General features: G+C 44.8%; 22 protein-coding genes. 16 read left to right on the forward strand and 6 right to left on the reverse strand.

Annotated features, from left to right (window positions below; all coding sequences use genetic code 11):
- Positions 1–17: 17 nt before the first annotated feature.
- From BM210_RS11705 to BM210_RS11720, 3 genes are all read right to left on the reverse strand, one after another.
- The gene (locus BM210_RS11705; protein WP_091168059.1) at positions 18–674 is read right to left on the reverse strand and encodes a hypothetical protein; all 657 of its coding nucleotides are present in this window, start codon (positions 672–674) and stop codon (positions 18–20) included.
- Between the two features lie 758 nt (positions 675–1,432).
- The gene (locus BM210_RS11715; RefSeq protein ID WP_091168063.1) at positions 1,433–2,080 is read right to left on the reverse strand and encodes a hypothetical protein; all 648 of its coding nucleotides are present in this window, start codon (positions 2,078–2,080) and stop codon (positions 1,433–1,435) included.
- A 5-nt stretch (positions 2,081–2,085) separates the two neighbouring features.
- The gene (locus BM210_RS11720; RefSeq protein ID WP_091168064.1) at positions 2,086–2,754 is read right to left on the reverse strand and encodes a helix-turn-helix domain-containing protein; all 669 of its coding nucleotides are present in this window, start codon (positions 2,752–2,754) and stop codon (positions 2,086–2,088) included.
- Positions 2,755–2,945: 191 nt separating this feature from the next.
- Here BM210_RS11720 and BM210_RS11725 point away from each other — a divergent pair, with 191 nt between their 5' ends.
- Positions 2,946–3,383 carry a hypothetical protein gene (locus BM210_RS11725; RefSeq protein ID WP_091168067.1) on the forward strand — a complete coding sequence of 146 codons (438 nt, stop codon included), beginning with the start codon at positions 2,946–2,948 and terminating at the stop codon, positions 3,381–3,383.
- 36 nt (positions 3,384–3,419) lie between these two features.
- On the opposite strand, the gene BM210_RS11730 is transcribed toward BM210_RS11725, so the two are convergent.
- The gene (locus BM210_RS11730; protein ID WP_091168068.1) at positions 3,420–4,280 is read right to left on the reverse strand and encodes an AraC family transcriptional regulator; all 861 of its coding nucleotides are present in this window, start codon (positions 4,278–4,280) and stop codon (positions 3,420–3,422) included.
- Between the two features lie 76 nt (positions 4,281–4,356).
- Here BM210_RS11730 and BM210_RS11735 point away from each other — a divergent pair, with 76 nt between their 5' ends.
- The 7 genes from BM210_RS11735 to BM210_RS11770 all read left to right on the forward strand — a co-directional run bounded on the left by BM210_RS11735 (position 4,357) and on the right by BM210_RS11770 (position 11,193).
- Positions 4,357–4,788: a disulfide oxidoreductase gene (locus BM210_RS11735; RefSeq protein ID WP_091168071.1), complete on the forward strand. Its 432-nt coding sequence runs from the start codon at positions 4,357–4,359 to the stop codon at positions 4,786–4,788.
- Between the two features lie 121 nt (positions 4,789–4,909).
- Complete coding sequence (locus BM210_RS11740) at positions 4,910–6,208, forward strand: alpha-glucosidase/alpha-galactosidase (protein ID WP_091168075.1); 1,299 nt, start codon at positions 4,910–4,912, stop codon at positions 6,206–6,208.
- A 799-nt stretch (positions 6,209–7,007) separates the two neighbouring features.
- A complete protein-coding gene (locus BM210_RS11750; RefSeq protein WP_256223516.1) occupies positions 7,008–8,084 on the forward strand; it encodes a delta-lactam-biosynthetic de-N-acetylase in 1,077 nt (358 codons plus the stop codon).
- Between the two features lie 103 nt (positions 8,085–8,187).
- On the forward strand, positions 8,188–8,997 hold the full coding sequence (gene racE / locus BM210_RS11755) for a glutamate racemase (protein WP_091168081.1): 810 nt from the start codon (positions 8,188–8,190) through the stop codon (positions 8,995–8,997).
- A gap of 59 nt (positions 8,998–9,056) precedes the next feature.
- Positions 9,057–9,938 (forward strand): M14 family metallopeptidase, encoded by an 882-nt coding sequence (locus tag BM210_RS11760; protein WP_256223517.1) that lies wholly within the window; start codon positions 9,057–9,059, stop codon positions 9,936–9,938.
- A gap of 105 nt (positions 9,939–10,043) precedes the next feature.
- Positions 10,044–10,280: a hypothetical protein gene (locus BM210_RS11765; RefSeq protein WP_091168085.1), complete on the forward strand. Its 237-nt coding sequence runs from the start codon at positions 10,044–10,046 to the stop codon at positions 10,278–10,280.
- A gap of 73 nt (positions 10,281–10,353) precedes the next feature.
- Positions 10,354–11,193 (forward strand): MBL fold metallo-hydrolase, encoded by an 840-nt coding sequence (locus tag BM210_RS11770; RefSeq protein WP_091168087.1) that lies wholly within the window; start codon positions 10,354–10,356, stop codon positions 11,191–11,193.
- 52 nt (positions 11,194–11,245) lie between these two features.
- On the opposite strand, the gene ytvI is transcribed toward BM210_RS11770, so the two are convergent.
- The gene (ytvI, locus tag BM210_RS11775) at positions 11,246–12,325 is read right to left on the reverse strand and encodes a sporulation integral membrane protein YtvI (protein ID WP_091168090.1); all 1,080 of its coding nucleotides are present in this window, start codon (positions 12,323–12,325) and stop codon (positions 11,246–11,248) included.
- 33 nt (positions 12,326–12,358) lie between these two features.
- The gene (locus BM210_RS11780) at positions 12,359–12,730 is read right to left on the reverse strand and encodes a winged helix-turn-helix transcriptional regulator (protein ID WP_091168091.1); all 372 of its coding nucleotides are present in this window, start codon (positions 12,728–12,730) and stop codon (positions 12,359–12,361) included.
- Positions 12,731–12,904: 174 nt separating this feature from the next.
- On the opposite strand from BM210_RS11780, the gene BM210_RS11785 reads away from it, so the two are divergent.
- From BM210_RS11785 to BM210_RS11820, 8 genes are all read left to right on the forward strand, one after another.
- A complete protein-coding gene (locus tag BM210_RS11785) occupies positions 12,905–13,777 on the forward strand; it encodes an NAD-dependent epimerase/dehydratase family protein (protein ID WP_091168094.1) in 873 nt (290 codons plus the stop codon).
- A gap of 182 nt (positions 13,778–13,959) precedes the next feature.
- Entirely contained in the window at positions 13,960–14,886 is a 927-nt protein-coding gene (locus tag BM210_RS11790) for an MsnO8 family LLM class oxidoreductase (protein WP_256223554.1), read from the forward strand.
- Between the two features lie 132 nt (positions 14,887–15,018).
- Positions 15,019–16,836: a sensor histidine kinase gene (locus BM210_RS11795; RefSeq protein ID WP_091168100.1), complete on the forward strand. Its 1,818-nt coding sequence runs from the start codon at positions 15,019–15,021 to the stop codon at positions 16,834–16,836.
- Positions 16,829–18,415: a response regulator transcription factor gene (locus tag BM210_RS11800; RefSeq protein ID WP_091168103.1), complete on the forward strand. Its 1,587-nt coding sequence runs from the start codon at positions 16,829–16,831 to the stop codon at positions 18,413–18,415. The genes BM210_RS11795 and BM210_RS11800 overlap by 8 nt, the downstream gene beginning before the upstream one ends.
- 82 nt (positions 18,416–18,497) lie before the next feature.
- A complete protein-coding gene (locus tag BM210_RS11805) occupies positions 18,498–19,709 on the forward strand; it encodes an ABC transporter substrate-binding protein (RefSeq protein WP_218184920.1) in 1,212 nt (403 codons plus the stop codon).
- Positions 19,710–19,784: 75 nt separating this feature from the next.
- Positions 19,785–20,885, forward strand: a complete 1,101-nt coding sequence (locus BM210_RS11810) for an ABC transporter ATP-binding protein (RefSeq protein ID WP_091168106.1) — start codon at positions 19,785–19,787, stop codon at positions 20,883–20,885.
- Entirely contained in the window at positions 20,872–22,539 is a 1,668-nt protein-coding gene (locus tag BM210_RS11815) for an ABC transporter permease (protein WP_177237773.1), read from the forward strand. Before BM210_RS11810 ends, BM210_RS11815 begins: the two co-directional genes overlap by 14 nt.
- A 125-nt stretch (positions 22,540–22,664) precedes the next feature.
- Positions 22,665–23,906, forward strand: a complete 1,242-nt coding sequence (locus BM210_RS11820) for an extracellular solute-binding protein (protein ID WP_091168110.1) — start codon at positions 22,665–22,667, stop codon at positions 23,904–23,906.
- Positions 23,907–23,913 lie beyond the last annotated feature (7 nt).

A 23,913-nucleotide genomic window follows, 5' to 3' on the forward strand; every position in this document is an offset into this window, starting at 1 on the left:
ATTCTCCTTAAAGAAATTTATTCAATAAATTCTCTTTTGTAACTGTAATGCAAAACAAAGGCAAGTATGATAGAAGTAGCAGAAAGGACGATCAAAAACATGTCCTTCCATATATACAGACATAAACTGATCGTGCTAAGAAAAGCAATGAATATCACTGCACTCATATAAAGCTTTTTTTGAATGCTCATATTACTGGGACGGTGTTTATGTATTCGAGGAGCAATAAATGTAAAGCCCCATCTGTATTTCTTTATTAAGTAGGCAGTCAAAAGATTGACAAATGCAACCCAAAAACCTTGAATAATAAATTCATTTTGAGTTACTTGTACAAACTGATCATAATCAAATTGAACGATTACGATATTGTAGCTATATTCTACGAATATATCGTAAATAAATGTAAGTCCCGTCATAATAATGCTATTAAAAAATTTAAAGTGAAACAAGACCATCAGACAAAATAAAAACAACAAAGGTTGAACAATGGTTAATAAATAATTTAATTTTGCATACTGCAGCATTGCTGAGGCCGGAGTCATTATTAAACTACTGACAATAATGGGATTCAAATACTGCTTAACTTGTATCCGAAAAAAAGCGAGGGCTAATATAAAAAAGGTAGGCCAGATTAAAAAAAGAATAAGAATTACCAGTGTATTCACTGTATCCAACTCGAAATACCCCCGTAACTCTAGAAATGGAAAGAATCATCTATTGAATAGCTTCATTTTAATCTAGGGATTCTCGCTTATAGCTATAATGCAAAACAATAGCAAGTATTAGAGAAGTAGCAGAAAGCACTGCCAAAAACATCTCGGCCCACAAATAAATAAAAAAGCCATTCATGCTTAAAAATATAATAAATATGCTTGCACTGAGGTACAGCTTGTTTTGGACAGTGGTTGCTTCCGAACGGAGCTTAGTCATTCCTGGAGAAATGAATGTAAACCCCCATCTGGTTTTTGTGAAGATATAGACGGTCAAACCATTGATAAAACTCATGAAAAGCCCCTGCATAATATATTCATCCTGGGATATTCGCAGAAAATCTTCGTAATTGAATTGGACAACAACTAGATTGTAGCTGAATTCTACGAATATATTGTAGATGTAGGCAAGGCTAGCCATGATGAGGCTATGAAAGAATTTGAAATTAAAAACGACTATGAGGCAAATTAAAAACACTAATGGTTGAATAACGGTTATCAAAAAAAGTAATTCTGAATGCTGCAGAATGGCAGCAGTGGGGGCCAGAATACAAGTTGACACGACAATAGGTACTACATAGTTTTTTATTCGTATACGGAATAAGGCGAGGGCTAACATAAAGAAGGTAGGCCAAACCAGAAAATGGACCAAGTACTCAGGTATTTGTTCAATAGCAAACATATAGATCCCCCAGATCATTATTTTTGGACCTTGCTGCTACCTACTCCATAGCCTCCTTATGATACGCCTCTCGTATCACAACAAACCACAATACAACGACTAATACCTGCAGCAACATGGCGATGTGAGAATGAAAATAAAAGATGGAAAAGCTAGACAGCATCAGAATGATGAGGGTAAAGAAAAAGGTCAACATCATTCGTTTGTTCTTTTGCAAAAAAGCCGTCGGTCTGATCGTGTGGTTCGGAATAAACGTAAAGCCCAACCGGTATTTGATGACTATGGCACAGATGAACAGGTCAATGAAGATGATCAGAACGGCTATTGCAATATCGCTGCTTTGTAAAGCGACTAAAAAATCGTTCATTTGAAACTTGGCAGACGCAAAATTAAATACAGCTTCAAGGCTGAAATTGATTAAATAAGAGCTTACAGTAATGATAATGGCATAGAACCAATGAATTCTGAATATTAGCCAGTAACACAATATAGCGCTAATAGGCTGTATCGTTGTAATCAAAAATATTTTGTGGTGAATTTGCAGCAGGACTGAAATGTAATCCAGCAGTATGGAAGCAAGGATGATTTGAACCCAATAAGCTCGCAGCTTAAAACGAAACAATACCAAGCCAAGTGCCAGCAAGGATGCCCAACCAAAAAAGAAAAAAACGGCAAAATTTACAATCATCGAAACTAACCTTTGTCACGGACAGGTAAGCTCGACGCCTCTTTGCCGGTTGTTTTGCCAAAAGTGAATTCCAAGCTGGTTTGGTTGTTGTTGGCTATATGCCGTACAATAAGCTCGTGGTATTTGCGCTGGCGGGTTGCGGATATGGTAACTCCAGTTCCTTCGCCTAAAGCATCAAAATATAAGCAGCCATTACGTTCATCGTATTTGCGGATACAGTGAAAATTGACATACATATCGGAATCAATCTTTTTGAAGCCATGCTCCTCCAAGGTATCCAGGAAATCACTGAAATCTCTTAATGAATCAATGCTTTTTTTCAATCTGGTTTGCAGATCTCCATATATAATATCTCTCATTCCGATTTCGATATAGAATACTTGGCTCAGATCAACCTCAATATCAGGACTAGACGTATCAGGCAATAGATCATGTTCTTCGAGATGTCCAGCTTTAATCATCAGCTCCTTGTAAGGAAAGCCGTAAGCGTTGGATAGCTTTTGCAAAGTATCGGGGGATGGCGTTATTTTTTCATTGGTGGAACGGTTTTTTTCTAATTCCAGATCACGTATATACGCATGCGAAAGTCCGCTTTTTTTTGCTGCCTCTCTAAGGGAGATGGAACCTCGCAGACTTTCAAGAAACTTGCCAAAATTAGGGATAGCTTGTCCCATTAAAATCACCTCTTAATCGCTATTGTAAGGGAGCTTGTATAGAAATGAAATAGGTTTGCAAAAAAATCTGGAATGTTGTTTCTAATCTCTGGAAATAGCCAGTAAATTAAAGTAAACCTTGACGTTCTGTAGTATAAATACTACATTTATTACTGGGAAAGCATTACATATAAATGGGGAGGGGACAGCTATTGAGAGACAAGAGCATGAAACGTTGGAGTACATACGAGCCCTTTTTTATTGAATTTAACGGATACAAAATTGCTGATATTGTCGTTACCAGTCACGCCTTGTCCCGATGGTCAGAGCGAGTTAATAGAGATCAAGGTAATTTCGATTACATATGCAACTTTATGTGGGATGTATTGAAAAACAATCGCATACTGCCTTATTACGAAAATGAAAAAGAAGTGTATTTGATTGATGATGATTTGGCTGTAGTATCTGAGTTTATGATCATCCAGGGTCAAACCGATATCATAGGCAATCCTTTGCATAAAATGATTATTGTTACCTTTTTGGGACGTTTGTCGGAAGATATTCAACTTCGGGATTTGAAAGCGTATTATTCATGGCTGCGGCATTCGCGGCGGATGACTTTGGTGAAGAATGGCAGAAAGCGAAAGTGACCGAAAAGGGTTGTCTCTTAGGGGAATGTCTGTTGATTACTCATTGCAATCATAAGGGTTGGTGGTTTGGTCCTGCCGGTATTCAGACGGTGAGCGTCCAAACCATTTTTTAAATTGCTTTGAGAAATACAAGGCATCCCCGAAACCTACAGAAGAAGCGACCTGCTCTACAGTCAACGTGTCCTGCAGCAGCAGTCGTGCGCGTTCCATACGTATTTTTAACAGGAAATTCATGGGGGACATTCCCGTATGCTGCTTGAACATTTTTGATAGATGGGTGCGGTGATACCCAAGGCTTGAAGCCATTTGTTCAATGGAAATCGGCTGATTATGCTGCAGGGTCAGCCAACGGATGGCTTGTTCAATCTGCTGCTGAATTCCTGGTGCCTCCTCCTTCGGAACATTGGTCTCATGATGGGATTGTGCGTATTCGGCAAGGATCAGCCGTAGATAGCCCTGGGATTGCAAATCGCTATTGGGCTGACGCGCTTGAAGCTTGTGATCCAATTGATGAAATAATGCGTTGAGCTTCCGATGCTGCTTGGTGATATTCACAGGACGATGCTGTGAAAGACCGAGCATATGCAAGTATTCGTCAGCCCGATTGCCCTTGAAGCCAATCCAACGATAGCTCCACGGATTGCATTCATCCGATACATAGCTGACCAATTCCCCAGGAAATATAAAAAAGCTGCCGCCACGCTCCAGATGATAGTCCTGCCCCATACACCGAAAGGTTCCTTCACCCGATTCCACATAATGCACCAAATAGTAGTCGAGCACCTGCGGACCGACCTTGTGCAGTGGATTAGTCTGGGCATGCCCGCTAAACAGCACGGATAATTCCCCTTTACTGGGATGCGGATTAAATGAGACATGATGATGGTATGAGCTCAAGTGGAACACCTCGATTGATTTTGATATGATGTAGCGTGTATACCTATATTTCAATGAGAACAAGGAGCGCTGAGTCATGGGCTGGAATCGGTTTATTAAAGAAAATGGACTACATATGTCTTGGATTGTTGCCGTAGTGGCTATGTTGGGAAGCTTGTTTTTTTCAGAGATTCTGAACTACCTGCCCTGCAAGCTGTGCTGGTATCAACGAATATTAATGTACCCATTGGCGATTATACTTGGGATCGCTGCTGTTCGCAAGGACACGAAACAGTTCATCTATGTGCTTCCGTTAAGTATATGGGGAATGGGGATTTCTTTATATCACATCTTGATGCAAAAGACTTCCTGGTTCAAAGAAGCAGCGACTACTTGTGGCCCGGTTCCATGTGATGTTGATTATATCAACTGGCTTGGCTTTATTACAATTCCTGTACTGGCTTTTATGGCTTTTACATTAATTACAATTATCCAACTTGCCCTTTGGTCTGCTGTTCGTAAAGGCTAATAACAAATGCACTACATTTATCCATGTAGAAGTGGTTTGTCTCCATATGCATACCCAGTTTCTTGACGTATAGTTCTAGTTAAGGTTATGAACTTATTCAATGAACTGGGAGGCTGCTACGATGTCAAAGATTACATTTTTAGGTGCAGGCAGTACCGTATTTGCCAAAAACGTGTTGGGTGATTGTATGATGACACCTGCGTTGCAAGGCTTCGAGTTAGCTTTATTCGATATTGATGCACAACGTCTGAAGGACTCCGAGAATATGCTGAACAATCTGAAGCAATCAATTGGAAGCACTTGTCAGGTGAAAGCATATTCGGACCGTAAGGAAGCACTACGCGGAGCCAAGTATGTGGTGAACGCGATTCAGGTTGGCGGTTACGATCCTTGCACGATTACCGACTTTGAAATTCCGAAGAAATATGGTTTGCGTCAAACGATTGCCGATACGCTCGGAATAGGCGGGATATTCCGTAATCTGCGGACACTTCCTGTGATGCTGGACTTTGCCAAGGATATTCAAGAGGTTTGTCCAGATGCCTGGTTCTTGAACTATACGAACCCGATGGCTGTATTGACGAACGGGATGAATACGTATGGCGGCGTGAAAACCGTAGGTTTGTGCCACAGCGTTCAGGCGTGTATGCCGCATTTGTTCAAATCGCTTGAGATCGAAACCGAAGGCGTGCAAACTAAAATCGCCGGAATCAATCATATGGCCTGGCTTTTGGAAGTCACGAAGGACGGCAAGGATCTGTATCCGGAAATTAAACGCCGTGCCAAAGAAAAGCAAAAAGAGCAGCATACGGATATGGTTCGTTATGAGCTGATGTTCCGTTTTGGTTATTATGTAACCGAATCCTCTGAGCATAATGCTGAGTACCATCCTTATTTTATTAAGAAAAATTATCCTGAGCTGATCGAACGCTTTAATATCCCACTCGATGAGTATCCTCGCCGTTGTATCCGTCAAATTGAAAGATGGAAAACGATGCGCGAAGAGCTCGTTAACAACAAAAATCTGGAGCATAATCGTTCCAAAGAGTACGCTTCCTTCATGCTTGAGGCCATGGAAACGAACAATCCTTTTAAAATCGGCGGCAATGTGATGAACACGGGACTTATCACGAATTTACCTCGGGAAGCCTGCGTAGAGGTGCCTTGTATTGTTGATTCAAGCGGTGTAACACCGACTTATGTAGGCGATCTGCCTCCACAGCTGGCTGCCTTGAACCGTACGAACATCAACACCCAGCTGCTGACTTTGGAAGCAGCCATTACTGGCAAAAAAGAGCATATTTATCATGCGGCGATGCTGGACCCGCATACGGCTGCTGAGCTGTCGATAGATGATATCGTAGCGATGTGTGATGATCTGATCGAAGCGCATGGCGATTGGCTGCCGAAATTTGTATAAAAGAGTGAGGTAAAGAAGAACGTGTTCAAAAAGGCAGTCGGCTGCAGAGAAAGGGGATGCCTCCGGTCGCTGTTGAAATCGTGAATTGTGAATTTAGGGTAATGGTATATTCACGATTTCAAAGGCGAACGCTCCGCTCCTACAGCATACCCCTTTCTCTTCCGCTATCCTTTTTGAACACGGATTTAGAGGTGATACGGCCGCTCCGCTGTTATTCACCGCACTTCGGGTGAGGGAAGTAGGAAGAGAAAAGATTAAAAACGAAAAGGACCTTTCGAGTGTAATGAACTCAGAAGGTCCTTTTGGTGTACTAAAGAACAAAAACTTGTTGGAGGAGCAGCTAGTCTGCGACCCAACATCAGCTAACGCAGAAAAATAAAAGCAGCAATCACGACAACAACCAAGCACAAGATCAAAATAATAAGCTTACTCTTTTGTGGCTGGGCTGTACTATCCTTGGCTAAAGCATTTCCTGCGGCATGACTTTCAAAGCTTCCGCAATACTTGCAAGGAAGATGTTCTTCAACGATCTTTTCATTACATTTTGAACAAAATAGCGCCTCCATTTGCATCACTCGCAATCTGATGGGATTTTGTTAAATGACATAGTCTTCTATATGTATGGAACCTCTTTGGATTTAATGAATACTAAGAAATGAATAGTTAAGCATTAACGTATACCTAATTTCGATAGAACTGGGTGTTAATGGGCTGTTTTTAATAACATTTTCTTTATGCCTTACTCTTGGAATGTTATGATGAATGCAAGCGAATAACCTACGAAATGGAGCGAACCTACATGATGACGATAAGAAGCCGGGCAGGATTTGCAGCATTGACGGTAATCCTTTGCGGCACATTGCTTGCAGCTTGCTCAGGGACAAGCGGTTCGAAGGAGGCAGCACAGCAGCAGGCTGAGGCTGTCAAGTCCACACCTTCCGGGACTGAAACAATCAAAGAGAAGCCAGTACCAACCCCGGAATTGTTATCAGCTCCAGTGGAGCTATCACCCATACAGCCGCCAGCTGATCCTGTAGAACCACCTGTACAGCCGCCGTTGAAGCAGCCCAGCAATCCAGTGGCAGCTATTGTGGGCAATGGGGGAGATAGCGGTTACGGAGGAGCCTCTGCCAGTACAACCGTAGCTTCGAATACATATAAACCAAGGCAGCCGATCACGAATGATCGTAAGGATTATTCCTGGTATTATATGAAGCAGCCGAAGGGCAAGGTCCCGAATTTCCCTAATGAAACGAATCAGTACACGGATAACATGAAAGCCCTATGGGTAGGGACCGGGAAAAAGGTATACTTAACGATTGATACGGGCGGTCCGATGGGCGATACAGAGCTGTTAATCAAGTCGCTAAAAGATAATAACGCCAAAGCCAACTTTTTCATTGCTGGATATAATGTGAAAAAAGATCCTGATTTTGTCCGCAGACTGGTTGAGGATGGGCATTTGGTTGCCAACCATACGATGACGCATACGGATATGAATTTACAGACGGACGAGCAGGTCAAGAAGGAAATCCACGATTATGAAAAGCTTTATAAAGAAGTGACAGGCAAGGAAATCCAGCCTTACTTCCGTTTTCCTTACGGTCGCTATAATATGCATTTGTTGAGCATGGTGTCCGATATGGGCTATACCTCAGTATTCTGGTCTACGGCGATGAAAGACTGGGTCCCTCGTGCTAACGGGGCTGAAGATCCATATAATGATATTATGGGAAATCTGCATGATGGCAATATTGTGCTGATTCATCAAGGCTCCCCCGAAAATATTGAAGCATTAGATCGAATTATTAAAGGGATTCGTAAAGCTGGCTATGAGCTTGCCTTATTAACCGATATCCAGCCTCCGAGCAGATAATAGGAGCGGATAGGGTCATCCTTGCGGTACGTTTTGGCTTCCTGCAACATACTTTATTTAGAGGTATGCGGTATATATTCATATACAAAGGAAGCGAATATTTGTGCAGCAAGCGATAGCCATACTGGATTCAGGAGTGGGTGGGCTTACCGTAGCCAGAGAAGTGATGCGACAGCTCCCCAAAGAGCGAATCTGCTATTTTGGTGATACCGCTCGCACACCTTATGGACCCAGATCTTCAGCGGAAGTGATTCAGTTTACACATCAGATTGTCGATTACCTTATGCACTTTAATCCGAAAATGGTCGTAATCGCATGTAATACAGCCACAGCGGTAGCATTGGACGAAATCCGTTCTCGCTTATCGATTCCCGTAGTGGGCGTTATTCATCCCGGTGCCCGTGCTGCTATCAAAAACACGAAAAGCGGTAAGATCGGCGTTATTGGAACCGAAGGCACTATAAAAAGCAAAGCCTACGAGTTGGCGCTGCGGCAAATCTCACCGCATATTCAGGTATCAAGCCAAGCCTGTCCCTTGTTCGTACCTTTAGTGGAAAAGGGATTGTTCGAGGCTGAGCAGACGGCAGTTATTGTAAAAAGCTCACTACAGGAGCTGAGTGCTGTACCGATGGATTGTCTCATTTTGGGCTGCACACACTACCCTTTTTTGATCAAGCCTATCTCGGAAGCAATGGGACCACATGTTGCACTAATCAGCTCCGCAGACGAAACGGCGAGAGAAATCAGCGCGATTTTATATCATAAAGGGATGCTGGCGGCCACAGAGGAAATGCCGATACATCAATTTTTTTGCAGTGGAGATCCATGGATGTTCAAAAAAATAGCACAAATTTGGTTAAATGATCAAATTGGAGTCATCCCCGTCATTTGGCGATCTCCAACTATTCTATGAGACAGCGATTCGGAGGCTATAAGCTTTCGGATCGTTTCTTAATGAGAGGGTGCATAAAGATGAACGAATTTGGTAAGGGTCTTGATTACGCTGGAATGATTATGGACATTCTACTGCTGAAAGATCGCTATCCTTTTCTTGAGGTCGGATCGATTGGACGCAGTGTCGAAGACAGGGACATTCCGGTAATAAGAATCGGTGTCGGTGCCAAGCATATCCATTTTAACGGAGCATTTCATGCGAATGAATGGATTACAACATCGCTTCTCATACGGTTTATTCATGATTATGCACAAGCTTATGCTCATGGAAATTCTGTTCATGGAGTTGATGCCAAGCAACTGTTCGATCGAATCTCATTATGGATCGTGCCGATGGTCAATCCAGATGGAGTGGAGCTTGTCTTAAGCAAGCAGCAGGAGCCGCATCTACAACAGCTATTGGAATGGAATGGTGGTTCTACGGATTTCTCAGGCTGGAAGGCCAATGTACGCGGTGTTGATCTGAACGATCAGTTTCCCGCTAATTGGGAGCTGGAGCGAGCACGCCGACAAGTAGCCAATCCAGCATCCCGGGACTACAGTGGAACCTCTCCCTTATCTGAACCGGAAGCGAGAGCTATGGAGGCATTTACACGAGAGCGGGACTTTTCTTTGGTGATAGCCTTTCATACGCAGGGCGAGGAAATTTACTGGAATTACAATGATTACGAGCCAGTTGAATCAGAATCAATTGCTGAGCGCTTCGCACAAGTAAGTGGTTATCGGGCAGTGAAACTGACAGGCAGTGACGCCGGATACAAAGATTGGTTCATTCAGGAATTTCGTAGGCCGGGCTTTACGGTTGAGGTGGGTGTTGGGAGCAATCCGCTGCCGTACTCACAATTGGGCGATATGTACGGAAAAGCTTCAAAAATTATGGTAGAGGCACTTAATCTGTAGTTGCTGCAACCCCGATTAGGCTGCTGCGTATATGATGTATAGAGGCTGGCAAGCCTACGGTAGTAGAAGCCAGCAGCCTGGATCAAGTCAAAGGGGGACAATACCATGTGGAGACGTTTGCTTTCTTTTCGAAATTGGGGTCATGTATTCCAGAGAATCATTCCACTTCTATTATCCAGTAAAGTACCGCTAGGAGAAAAGCTGCTTTTTGTCATACCCGCTGTCGTATACTGGGTTGCCCCTGATTTGCTGCCTTTCATGCCGGTTGATGATATCGCGGTTTCTTTGCTTCTGATGAATTTCTTCACAAATCGTGTTGAGCGCAAGTACGCTGTGAAGTAGCTTGTGGTGTATAATGAAACAAGCTAGTGTCAGGAGCTAAGCCATTCACAGTCGATTGGGAGGATGCCAAACCATGAATGACAAGATCGTAATTCGTAAAACAGGCAAGCAATTATTAGAGCAAATGGATACAACCGAGGTACCACAGGACGGGATCGCAATATGGCAGCTGGGGCAGGAGAGTCTGGTCGTTAAAAAGTCGGGAGTCATCATCTACTTTGATCCCTACCTGTCTGCTTCGCCCGCGAGATCCTTCGAGCCGCCAATCAAGCCCGAGGAGATTTACAACGCTGATTATGTCATTATTACGCATCATCATTCCGATCACTTGGATCCGTTTACATTAAAAGATCTTGCGGTTCGTTCTCCTCAGGCCAAGTTTATTTGTCCTGCACCTCATATAGTGCGAATGATGGATGCGGGTATTGCCCGTGAACGAATTGTACCCGCTCAAGCGGGCATCAAGTTTGAACTGAATCCAGGCATCAACATTACACCTATTGCTTGTAAGCACGAGAATTACATAACCGATGCTGACGGCAATCATTTCTTTTTGGGGTATGTGATTGATTTTAATGGCCTTGTATTTTACCATGCAGGGGATGCGATTGCAGATCAGGAACTGGAGGATGCGCTCAAGCCGCATCGAATCGAACTCGCATGCATGCCAATCAATGGACATGACTGGCGGCGCCTGCGCAATCATATCTACGGGAATATGACGTTTCGTGAGGCTGCAGATATGGCAGCTGAGATTGGGGCAGAGATGATCGTTCCTATGCATTACGATATGTTCGCCAGTAACACGGAAAACCCGGCTTATTTTGTCGATTACTTGCTGCGTTATTATCCTATGTTAAAATTCAAGATGTTGACTCCGGGTGAGCGGATGCTGTATTTGACAGAGCGCTAAAGAAGCCGAATAAATCAAAAGCCCAGCGATTCATGCTCACTGGGCTTTTGATCTATTCACCCTCAGGCCAACGAATCCACCTTTGCAGATGACCTTGCTCGTACAATGCTTTGATGGTGATAATAAGGATAGGAGAAAGAATCAGACCGGATATACCAAACAATGATAAAGAAATGATCATGAAGGACAGCATCGTAAATGCAGATACGCCAAGCGAGTCTCCAGTGATCTTGGGCTCCATAATTTGTCTTACCATGATGACGACACCAAGCAGAATACACAACCAGATCGCAAGCGTCGTCTGTCCGACAATGAACAAGTATATAATCCAAGGAATGAACAAAGTGGATACGCCAAGCAGTGGCAGCATATCAAATACCGCTGACAGTAAAGCAATAGAAAATGCATTTTCTACGCCAAGCAGCAGAAGTGAAATAAAAATAACGATAAAGGTTAAGCTGATGAGCTTGCACTGAGCCTTCAGGTAACCGATGATTCCGAGCAACACGTTTTCCCGCAAAAAGGTAAATGCGGCTTTAAATGTTTTAGGTGTTTTATCACGAGCCATTCTTTTCCAGGTTTCAATCTCGATGCTTAAAAAATAAGCCAATATGATCGCTATGACGAAATTAACGACAAATGTGGAAAAGCTGGTCAGCATCGAAAACGTGCTGGTGAGTAATTGCCCTGCAAGCTGAGTAGCTTTATCCGTAATCTCGGCAGAGTACTGCGTTATTTTATGTATGATATCATCGGGCAGAGCGTCCAGCCTGTTGCGCAGGAAATCTGTTTTTAGGATCAACTGCTTCTGCATGATAGCTGAGTATTCAGGCAGGCTGGCTTTGAGATTTAGAATTTGACTCGTAAAAATGACGCCGACACCGGCAATGACCCCAAGAATGATGAGAATAAACAATCCAGTTGAAATCGCGGAGGCAATACTTTTACTTAAACCACGTCTATGTAAAAAGCGAGCGAAAGGCTCAATAATCAGGTAAATGACAAAAGCAAGAAAAATCGGAGTGGCTATCTGGTACAAATAGCTGAACAGCAGCATGAACAGATATATCGTTATGAGCAGCAAAGCAATATCAAAAACGGTTTTCCAATATTTTTGGTAAAACGCTATCATCCGGTCACCTCGTCATAAAGGGGAATAGGGGGTCTAAGTCCATTTGGCGGACCAAAGCTTCATTTCTTTCAAGATCTGGTGAAGATCATGGCCTTTGGGTGTGAGTGTGTATTCAACGGTGACAGGCACTGTGGGATAAGCTGTTCTTTCCAGTACGCCTTGCTCCTCAAGATGACGCAGAGTTTCGGTGAGCGATTTAGGACTGACGCCATTAATTTTCTTCTGCAGCACGCCGAAGCGCTTGGTACCGCCGAACAATTCACGCAGAACAAGAAAGGACCATTTGCCACCGATGGCGTCCAGGGTTCTTTCGATTGAGCATTCAATGTACACGGGCTGCTTAGGGATATAGTTGCTTCCAGTTTCTGTGAGTTTATTATTGGTTTCGTTTTCTAAAAGAGACATGTGTACCATCCTTCCTGTTATTAAGGGATTACCTTGAGGTAACTAGGTATATTTCCTGTAATAATATGAATAAAAATTCACTACTTCCCATATTAAAGAACTATGGATAAAATAGCAATAGCAGCCTGGCTTCTATGAAGCTGAATCTGTAAACTATCAAAGGAGTGTCATATAGTGAGTAAAAAAACGATTATTATTACCGGTGGCAGCGGTAAAGCTGGTGTTTGGCTGGTAAAGCATTTTATAGAACAGGGCTATGAGGTCATCAATTTGGACTGGAAACTACCTGAAGAACCTTTATGCCGTACGATTATCATAGATTTGAATGATTTAGGTCAGGTTCATAATGCACTCGCGCCGTTCAGTGGCACAAACCGCAGCCAAGTCGAAGGCATTGTACATTTTGCTGCGATTCCACAGGCTTACACGCATACGAATGATGTATGTTTCCGCAACAACGTGATGAATACGTACAATGTGCTGGAAGCAGCGGCGAACCTGGGCATACAAAAGGTTGTCCTTGCCTCTAGTGAGTCCTCTTATGGTATGGTATTTGCCAGTGAATATTTTGCACCGCAGTATTTGCCTGTGGATGAAGCGCATCCACAGCTTCCTGAGGATAGCTATGGCTTGTCCAAGGTCATCAATGAGGTAACCGCCGAAGCTTTTCATCGCCGTACAGGTATGCAGGTGATTTCGTTCCGCTTGGGCAATATCCTTATCCCTGAAAGTTACGCTACGATTCAAGCACAATTTGCTAATACGGAGAGCAGAAAACGGATTTTGTGGTCATACATTGATGCCCGCGATGTAGCCAGTGCTTGTCGTCTTGCCATAGAAAAGGACGGGCTTGGGGTACAAGCCCTTATATTGGCCGCTGACGATACCTCTTCGGATCGAGATACACAGGAACTGGTAGCTGAACATTTGGCGCAGGTCACGGATATTCGTGTTCCTTTGGAGGGTCGTGTCGGCTTGCTTTCCAATGCCAAAATCAAGCAGGTGCTTGGCTGGGAGCAGCAAATTTATTTTATGGATCAATTGTAATGCGAGAGAATAAGAAATCGGTTTGAAACGCACGGCTGGAAACGAGTTGAATGGGTGATACTGTGAAGGTCATTGCTTCGCATGTAGGAACCGAATGTCAATATGAATATCGCAAAGGGTCTTCCCAATAGGGCGGCCCTTTTGTTTTGATATAATTCGTCATGATAGGAGATGTGGGTAAGATCAAGCTAAGTGTGTTGGATCTTGTTCCTCTAATTGGAGAAGTGAGTGCACAGTTTGCTCTGCAGCAGGCGCTGCTGCTGGCTCAAACCGCTGAACGCTTGGGCTATCATCGGTATTGGGTGGCAGAGCATCACGATATGCCGGGCTTGGCCTGTACGGCACCTGAGGTGCTGCTTGCGCATATTGGTGCCTTGACGAAGCGAATTCGGATTGGATCGGGTGCGCTGCTGCTGCCTCACTATAAGCCGATTAAGGTGGCGGAGAGCTTTCATCTACTGGCAGCCTTGTATCCCGATCGGATAGATTTGGGGATCGGACGGGCACCTGGAGGCTCTGCACATGTGAGCATGGCTTTAAGTAGCAATTTTCTGGAAAATCTTAGATTGATGCCAGATTCGTTAAAAGCATTAATGGAACTCTTAACCCACACCTATCGGATAGAAGGAGAGCCTGTTCTGGCAAGGCCAATTCCCGTACAGGCACCCGAAGTGTGGATGCTCGGTACGAACCATAAAAGTGCCTCCTATGCAGCACAATATGGTACAGGATATGTATTCGGGCAGTTCATGAGCGATAATGATGCGAGTGAGATGCTTTCAGCCTATCGTCAGCAATATGTGCCCTCAGCTCTTTCTAATGGATCGCGTACCCTTGTTGCAGTAGGCGTCATCTGTGCCGAAACCGAGGAAACCGCTAGGCAGCTCGCGCTTCAAGCGGCTAAATCGTTCAAGCTCGCGGATCATCAGGAGGAAGAGCGTGCTGTATCCAAGCGCAAGCTGTTGATGGGTACGCCACAGCACATCAAGTCCGAGCTGGACCAGCTTGGACAATTTTACGGTGTGGATGAGTTTATCATTGTTACCCCTATACTCGACTACGAACAGCGGCTTCGTTCTTTTGAGTTGTTGGCCGAGGCGATGCTTTAAATGAAAAATCATTTTATGAATTGACGCTGTCAAACTCTCCGCATTACAATAGTTACAATTCATGCTCGGGCAGATGTTAACCGGACATTGCTTCGGGCATGATGTGTAATGAGAAATGAGAGAGGGTGCGATATGGCGCAAGTGCTGAACCGGATACAGAATTACCTGCTCGGAACAAGTCTCCAACAGAAGCTGATTCTTCTGATTCTTCCGCTTTCCATTATCCCTTTATCTATCCTGGGAACCTTCTCCTATTATAAATCCTCACAGGTCGTTCAGAAACAAGTGTGCCAAACGATATTGGAAAGCTTGTCCCAAGTCAATTATAGCTTGAACTATTTTGTCAAAGATATCGAGCAGCTCACGATGTACATTTACAGTAACCGAGAAATTCAGGATGTGCTTTCCAAAGACGGTGGGCGAACCTTGGTGGAAAAGCATCAGGACGAGAAACGGATCAACGATATTTTGGACACGTTCCTTGGTTTTAAAAGCTGGAATATTGCGATTTATTTACTTGGCTCCAATGGAGATCGCTATTTTACTGGCAAGCTGTTGCCCAATCAATATGATGATTACAACGTAAATTGGGGCTTGTTTCGCAAGATGCGGCTGGCTGGCGGTAATATCATTTGGGATACGCACTATAGTATGAAAAAGCTGGAGGACTTCGGAATTGTGCTCAGCAGCGGCAGGCTGCTGAAGAAGATCGAGACGAGCCAGCCGCTTGGCTACATGGTTGTCGATATTATGGAGGACGCCCTCGCTGACAAATATAATAAAGCTAAGCTCCAGCCCGGCGGTCAGATGCTGCTGTTGGATCGCAACGGATACGTCATCTCCAGCAGTCCTTCCAAGCATATTGTCGGTACGAAACTGAACGAGCCTTATTTGGAAAATGTGCTTGCGGGAAACAAAGGTTTTTTTGAGCTGGATAGCAAGAAAGTTCCTGCAGCGATGGTCATCTATGACACCTCCGAAATCACCGGATTTAAGCTGGTTAGCGTCGTGCCGGTAGCCGTTCTGACGAAGGAGAGCAGCAGTATCCGCGATCTGACCTATTTTATCGTGATCATGCTCGGAGTTGTCTCGTGCTGGCTCGCATATGTGTTGTCTGTGACGATTACCCATCCGCTTCGAAAGCTGAGGTCCCTGATGTTTATGGTGGAGAACGGCAATATGGAGGTCGCTTTCCCTTCCAGGTACAGAGATGAAGTCGGACAGCTCGGGATCAGCTTCAACAAAATGCTGCAGCGGATCAAGCAGTTGATTGATGAGGTGTATAAAAAGCAGTTGATGGTGCAGGAAGCCGAAATCAAGGCAATTCAAGCCCAGTTTAATCCGCATTTTTTGTATAACGCGCTGGATTCGATTAATTGGATGGCCCGTATTCACAAAATCAATGATATCAGTCAAACGGTAGTCTCGCTTGGCGAACTGCTGCGGTTCAGTATCCGCAAAGGGCAACCCTTTATTCAGGTAAAGGAGGATATGCAGCAAATACGTAATTATTTAGTTATTCAAAAAATGCGTTATGGTGGGAAACTGGAAGCGGAATTAATTATCGATGAAGAAATTGAATCGTTGTTTACGCTAAAGCTGCTTATTCAGCCGCTGGTGGAGAATGCGATTACCCACGGGCTTGAGCTCAGGCCAGGCAAGGGGCATCTTCTGGTTCGGGGCTCGCGAATCGGAGAGCGGGTTCGTCTTGAGGTGAGCGACGATGGAGTAGGCATGTCGCCGGAAACGGTGGAGCTCATCCTGAATGGCAAGTTTGAATCCAATGATGAGCATAATACGGGAATTGGACTCAATAATCTGAAACGTCGTTTGGAGCTTTATTTTCATTCCAACTTTCGTTTTGACATAGAGAGTAAGGCCATGCAGGGAACGAAGGTCATTATTGAAATCCCTGTAATGCGTTCAGCAGGGGAGGATCGTCATGTATAAGGTTGTCATTGTCGAGGATGAGTGGCTGGTTCTGCAAGGATTAAAGCTGACGATTCCATGGGAGGAAATGGGATGCTCGATCATTGGAGAAGCGAGTGATGGAGTCACGGGTCTGGAAGTTTTACAGCAGGATACACCCGATATATTATTAACGGACATTCGGATGCCGGCGATGGACGGGATTCAATTAGCTGAAAAAGCAGCCTTACTGTGGCCAAACATGAAAATAATATTTCTCACAGGATTTGATGATTTTAGCTATGCCCAAAAAGCAGTAAAGCTGGGAGCCGCCGATTTTGTGCTTAAACCAACGAATGTGGATGAATTGATCCGTGTCATCGGGCGCATCACTTCCAAGCTGGATGAGGAGAAGAAGCTGCAATCCTTGCAGGAACGTATGGAACAACGCTACAGCTGGGAGCATCCACTGATTTTGGAGAAAATGCTTTATGATCTGCTGCTGGATTATGCAGGTACGATGGAGAAAGAGTGGCTGTTGGAGTATAGCGATTCATCAGTGATGGAATTCCCGCCCTTTCGAGTATTGCTGCTGCAGCTGGACGGTCTGCTTGTGAGCGGAACGGACAGAGAACTGTTGACTCAGAGAGTTAAAGAGCAAACGGCTATGCTGTCAACGTTGCCTCTGGTGAGAATTCACGAGAACCGTTATGCACTCGTTGCTAACCGCATCATAGCGCGCGCTTCGTTAACTGAAATGCTGGAGCCGTTGACTATACTTCTACCCCATATTGCAGAAAACCATGTGCTGGGTATCAGTTTACCCTGTAACGGTATCGATCTGCTTCCGACGGCTTATCAGCAGGCGATGAGCTCTTTATATCAAACGGTATTTTTCGGTCAGGAGAGGATGATCTGGTTTGAAGATATGGATCGGCAGCAGGACCTGATTCGTGCCAACTCTGCCAGACTGGAGGAACTGATCGATCTCGTCAAATGGGGCAGCCCGTTATCCATCAAGGAAACGACGGAAGCTTGGTACAACCAACTTCTATGTCTGCACACGGATGGATTGGAAGCTAGAAGGCGTTTCTTTGAATACACAGTGACACTGTATTCACTGCTGCTGAGGGATGTGGAGCTTCGCGGCATTGTGCTGGATAGCAGCTTTATGCTTGCTTCGGCAGAACAGGTAGAGGAGTCGCTGGAATTGTCACTGAATCGCCTGAATGCGTCGCTGCTTGATTGGAACCGCAAGTACACCGAGCACTCGGACCCTCATAAGAAAAGCGGTTTTGAGGAAATTGAAGCTTTCATTCAAGCTCATTATGGCGAGGATATCACGTTGCAGAGCATCGCAGAACGTCACCATATGAGTGAGAGCTATTTCAGCCGATTGTTCAAAAAACAGGTAGGCACCAGCTTTCTTGAATATGTAACACATATTCGTATCCGACATGCCAAGGAGCTGCTGACGAATCCAAGATTAAAAATATATGAGGTTTCCGTTCAAGTTGGCTACCAGGATTCCCGTTATTTCAGCCAAATCTTCCGCAAATATACGGGCGATACACCGACTGAGTTCCGCAAGCGGCTCGGAATTGAAAGTTTGCCTTTGTAAAATGCTGAGGGGAAAAAGCAGACTAATATATGCGATTACCGGCGCTTTGGGCCGGTTTTTTTATGTTGGCTGAGGGTATGTTATGGCGGAAGTAAGTATGTTCTATATGGGAACTGGGCAAAAATTTAAACAACTGCGCAATTTCATCACATTGAAAGCACTTACATCTGTGGCTATAGTAAAACTAGAAGTTGAACGCTTTCAATCTAATGGGGGGTCATACAAAACGAGAAAAATGGTAACCAGTATTCTTGCATCATTGCTTTTAGTCGGTACGTTAGCAGGCTGTGGCACGACGGAAACACCAAGCGCCAAACCGGCTGAAGGCGCAGCGCCTCAACCGGCCGCACAGCAGCCAGCTGGCAAAACAGGCGGTAAGCTGACGCTGTATTCACCCAATGCAGCCGAGGTGAACAACCCGATCGTGAAGGAATTTCAGGATCGTACGGGAATTGAAGTGCAGCTGATTGCCGGAGGTACGGGGGATTTGCTGAAACGTGTACAGGCAGAAGCGGCTAATCCACTCGGTGACGTATTTTGGGCAGGTGGCGCCGATTCGCTGGAGGCTTACAAGAAATATTTTGAACCGTACAAAACAAAGGAGTTCGATAATTTATCGCCGCAGTATGTAGATAAAACCAATGTATGGACACCATTTGCAGCATTGCCGATGATCATTATGTACAACAAGGAATTGGTCAAGGCCGGCGAGGAACCTAAAGGCTGGACGGATCTGACTGATCCCAAATGGAAGGGCAAAATTGCATTCGCCGATCCTGCGAAATCCGGTTCATCCTACACGCAGCTCATTACTATGCTTACAGCTAACGGTAAAGACAACGGGTGGGGTTTTATCAAGAAGTTTGTGACTAATCTGGATGGTAAAGTGCTGTCCGGCTCCGGTCTTGTGTACAAAGGTGTAGCGGATAAAGAGTTTGCGCTCGGCGTGACTCTGGAGGAGGCAGCACTGCGGTATGTAGAAGGCGGAGCAAAGGTCGGCATTATTTATCCGGTTGAAGGTACCTCATCCGTACCTGATGGAGCCGCGGTTATCAAAGGCGCCAAAAATATGGAGCAGGCGAAGCAATTTATTGACTTTCTGGTAGGCAAGGATGTACAGGCGCTGATTCAAAAGGAATTCAAACGCCGCTCTGTGCGTAAAGATGCTGAACCAGTGAAGGGAATTGCTGAAGCAAAAGACATCAAGCTTGTCGATTATGATTTCGACTGGGCTGCTACCAAGAAAGATGATAATATTAAGCGTTTTGGAAAAATTGTGACCGGACAGGAATAATGCAATTCAAACAAACAACGGTGCCTTACTTGAATAAGGAGGGCACCTTTTTCTTAATAATGGAGGGTTATGGCTATGCAAAAAATCGTATTCGATCATGTGACCAAATATTTTGGGGATTCTAAGGCGGTCAATGACGCTCATCTGACCATCCAGGAAGGTGAATTTTTTACCCTGCTCGGTCCGAGCGGATGCGGAAAAACGACTCTGCTGCGCACGATTGCCGGTTTTTATCGTCAGGAAGAAGGGGATATTTATTTCGGAGAACGCAAAATCAATGATATTCCTACACATGAGCGAAACATTGGTATGGTATTTCAAAACTACGCTATTTTCCCGCATATGACGGTTTTCGAGAACGTTGCTTATGGGCTGAAGGCGCGTAAAGTAAATAAGAAAGAAACGGAACAGCGTGTTATGGAAGCTTTGGAGATGGTGCAGCTCCAGCATTTGCGTGATCGTGTTCCTTCCGATATGAGCGGCGGTCAGCAGCAGCGGATCGCATTGGCTCGGGCTATTGTTATTCGTCCCGGTTTACTGCTGATGGATGAGCCATTGTCCAATCTGGATGCTAAGTTGCGAATCAAGATGCGATCGGATATCCGTATGCTGCAAAAGGAATTAAATATTACTACGATTTACGTAACCCATGATCAGGAGGAGGCGCTGGCCGTATCTGATCGGATTGCAGTAATGAGTGAAGGCAACATCCAGCAGATCGCCCCGCCTGAAGATATTTACGCTTATCCTGCCAATCAGTTTGTAGCCAATTTTATCGGCACTTCCAATTTTATCGAGGCACATTGTCATGGAGGCATGGATAGCTCAGGGCTAGCGAAGATCGATCTACTCGGCGCCTCGTATCAGCTGCCCTTGTCCAAATCGTATGAAGGTAAGGTAGTCATGTCGCTGCGTCCGGAACGAATCCGATTGGAAACAGAGGGTAATGGAATATCTCTCATTCCAGGAACGATTGAAAATGTCACGTATTTGGGAGAAAAGGTAAGCTATCTTGTTCGCCTTCAGAATGGGCCCGTGATCGACGTACAGGAGCATGCGGTAGAGCCGCACCATTTACGCAAGGTAAAGCAAACCGTTCACGTGAATTTACAGTTGGAAAAGTCCACCATGTTCGACAAAGGCGGCAAGGAGGTAGTTTATCGTGCAACCTACTAAGAGAGGCCGGATATTTTCCTTTAAAAAGTGGGACTTCTGGTCTTGGGTCACCTTGATTGTCTATGTGTTCCTGTTTGCCTTTATTGTATATCCGTTATTTACTTTGCTGTTCAACAGCTTCTACAACGATGAGGGAAGCCTCACACTGGACAATTATGCTAACTTCATCAAGCTAAAATATTTTTATGGAGCATTATGGAACAGTTTGAAGGTGTCTGCCTTTGCCACGTTGTTTTCGATTCTGCTCGGTGTTCCGCTTGCTTATGTGACAGCACGCTATAATGTGAAATGCAAAGGACTTATTCAGATTTTGGTTATTATGTCTCTGCTTTCCCCTCCTTTTATTGGTGCGTACTCTTGGATTCTGATGTTGGGAAACAACGGATTTTTGACCCGTTTTCTGCATGACATCGGCATTCCGTTCTCTTCTGTATATGGGTGGAAGGGAATTGTCTTCGTCTTTACGCTTCAGTTCTATCCGCACATTTATCTGTATGTATCCGGTGCGCTCAAAACGATTGATACTTCACTGGAGGAGGCTGCGGAAAGTCTGGGGCGCTCCAGCTTTCATCGGCTTCGCACGGTTACACTGCCGTTGATTTTTCCAACCTTGTCTGCCGGAGCTTTGATGGTTTTCATGGCATCCTTCGCGGACTTCGGTACTCCGATGCTGCTTGGGCAAGGCTTTAAAGTACTACCTATCCTTGCTTACGAGCAATTTATTAGTGAAATGGGCGGCAATCCAGCAATGGCCAGCACGCTTAGCGTTATCCTGATACTATGCTCAACGAGTATTTTGTTTCTGCAGCGTTTCTTTGTTGCCCGTAAAAACTATACGATGACCGGGATGCGCACGCCGAAGATTCAGACGCTGCGGCCGCTTGCTAAATGGCTGCTAACTGCGGGAGCCTTGCTGGTGGCTTGTGTATCGATCATTCCGCAAGCAACAGTTATTGTGACATCCTTTATTAAAACCAAGGGTCCTGTATTTCATCCAGGGTTCAGCTTAAACAGCTATAAAGAAATATTGTTCCGCGTGCCCAAGGCTATTTTGAATACGTACAGCTTTTCATTGATCTCGATTGTGATTATGGTTGTCATGGGTATGCTGATCGCTTATGTACTCGTTCGTAGAAAATCCAAGCTGACCGCGATGCTGGACGGGTTGATTATGATTCCTTATGTAATGCCGGGTACGGTGCTCGGTATCAGTATGATCATTGCCTTCAATAAGCCACCGGTAGTGCTTACAGGCACGTGGGTTATTCTGGTCATTGCTTATGTGGTGCGCAAGCTGCCCTATACGATTCGTTCGAGCACAGCGATTTTATATCAATTGGATCGCAGTGTGGAGGAGGCTTCCATCAGTCTGGGAGTTCCACCAATGAAAACCTTTTTCAAAACTACAGGCCGTCTGATGGGTCCAGGTGTTTTGTCGGGTGCGATACTAAGCTGGATCACAACTATTAACGAGTTAAGCTCCACCATTGTCCTATACTATGGCTCCACTGCGACGATCTCGGTCACGATATACAGCGAAGTCTTTACAGCTAATTACGGTACGGGTGCTGCGCTTGCTTCCATTCTGTCGATCACCACGTTGATCTCTTTGATCTTGGCGAACAAGCTTAGTAAAAAAGGACTGCAGCTGTAAAAATTACTGCACGCCAACGATTGAAAAAGTCACTCCTGCCAGCTGCCGCGCCATATGGGAAAAGCCATGCTGTAATGTTAATATAGGAAGATCAATATGGCGATGCAGACGGGCTGGGAGGACACATGAAACTAAAGCAATGGACATTATGGGGTATAGCAGCTCTGCTAATATTTACAGTCGGTGCTTTTTACAGCATGAATATGAACCAAAGCAGCGGCGTGAACAGTGAGTCCGATCGCGCTACAGCAATCTCGATCTGGCTGTACAGTGAAGGCTTGGAAGCATATGTGAATGAATTCAAGCAGCTTCATCCCAATATTGATGTAGATGTACGCTACTTTCGTTCAAGCGAGCAGTTATTTACAGAGCTGATGGCTTCGATTTCTGCTAACGCGGCACCGCAATTGGCCGAGCTGCACAGCTATTATGGCATTCCCCAGCTCGTCGATACCAAAGCGGTTATTCCCACCGAACATACTAGGATAGAAGGTGGGAGCCAACTGCATCCGACATTCACCGCTCCCTTTCATTATGAAGGGGTGGATTGGGCTGTTCCGTTCGGCAGCGGATTGCCGTTGATTTATTACCGTCAGGAGCTGCTGAAGCATCCTCAGGAAAGAAGCTTTACGAGCTGGGAACAGATCGTTCAAGCAGCACAGCAGCCTCAATCCGAAAGCTCCGACACTGTCGGCAACGCACACTGGGGTTTGGCGATGGACAATGAACTCCCGTGGTTTATGGATAATCTCTCCTTTACATCTGAATATAATGGTGACAAGAATCCGCTATTTAAACGCAGCCGCTTAGAATCAGCACTGACTTCGTGGAGTGACTGGGTTCATCTTTCGGGGATTCTGAAACCGCTCGTTCATCGCAGAGCCGCTAGTGATTTCATTAATGGAAAAGTAGGCATATTCCTCAGCTCCTCCGAAATGCTGCCTACGGTAGAAAGATATATAGGAGGCAAGTTTCAGTTTGATGCAGGACGTATGCCCATACTTGCTCAGCAGGGAATAGTTCCCGAAATTCACGGTATGGTTCTGTTGCATGCAGCAGCGCCCAAAGTGCAGGCTGCTCAAAGCTTTATGGCGTATCTGCTTCTTGAGCAGACGCAAGCTTCTCTATGGCGCAATAAAGGATTGATTCCATCTCGTTCCGATGTGCTGGTCAAGCTGCAGGAAGAAGAGGCTTGGAGCCAACGGCAAAAGATGATTTTGGATTCAGCCCGGATGCTTGCTGTGAAATCACCTTCAGTAAATGATTATGATCAATGGATGAGCATTCAGGCACTTATAGAACAATTGGAGCAAAATAAGGACGTTAATCTAAATAAGAAGCTAGAGGAGATTTATGGAAGCCATTAAAGAAAAT

This window comes from Paenibacillus sp. 1_12 (genome assembly GCF_900114475.1).
Lineage (GTDB): Bacteria > Bacillota > Bacilli > Paenibacillales > NBRC-103111 > Paenibacillus_S.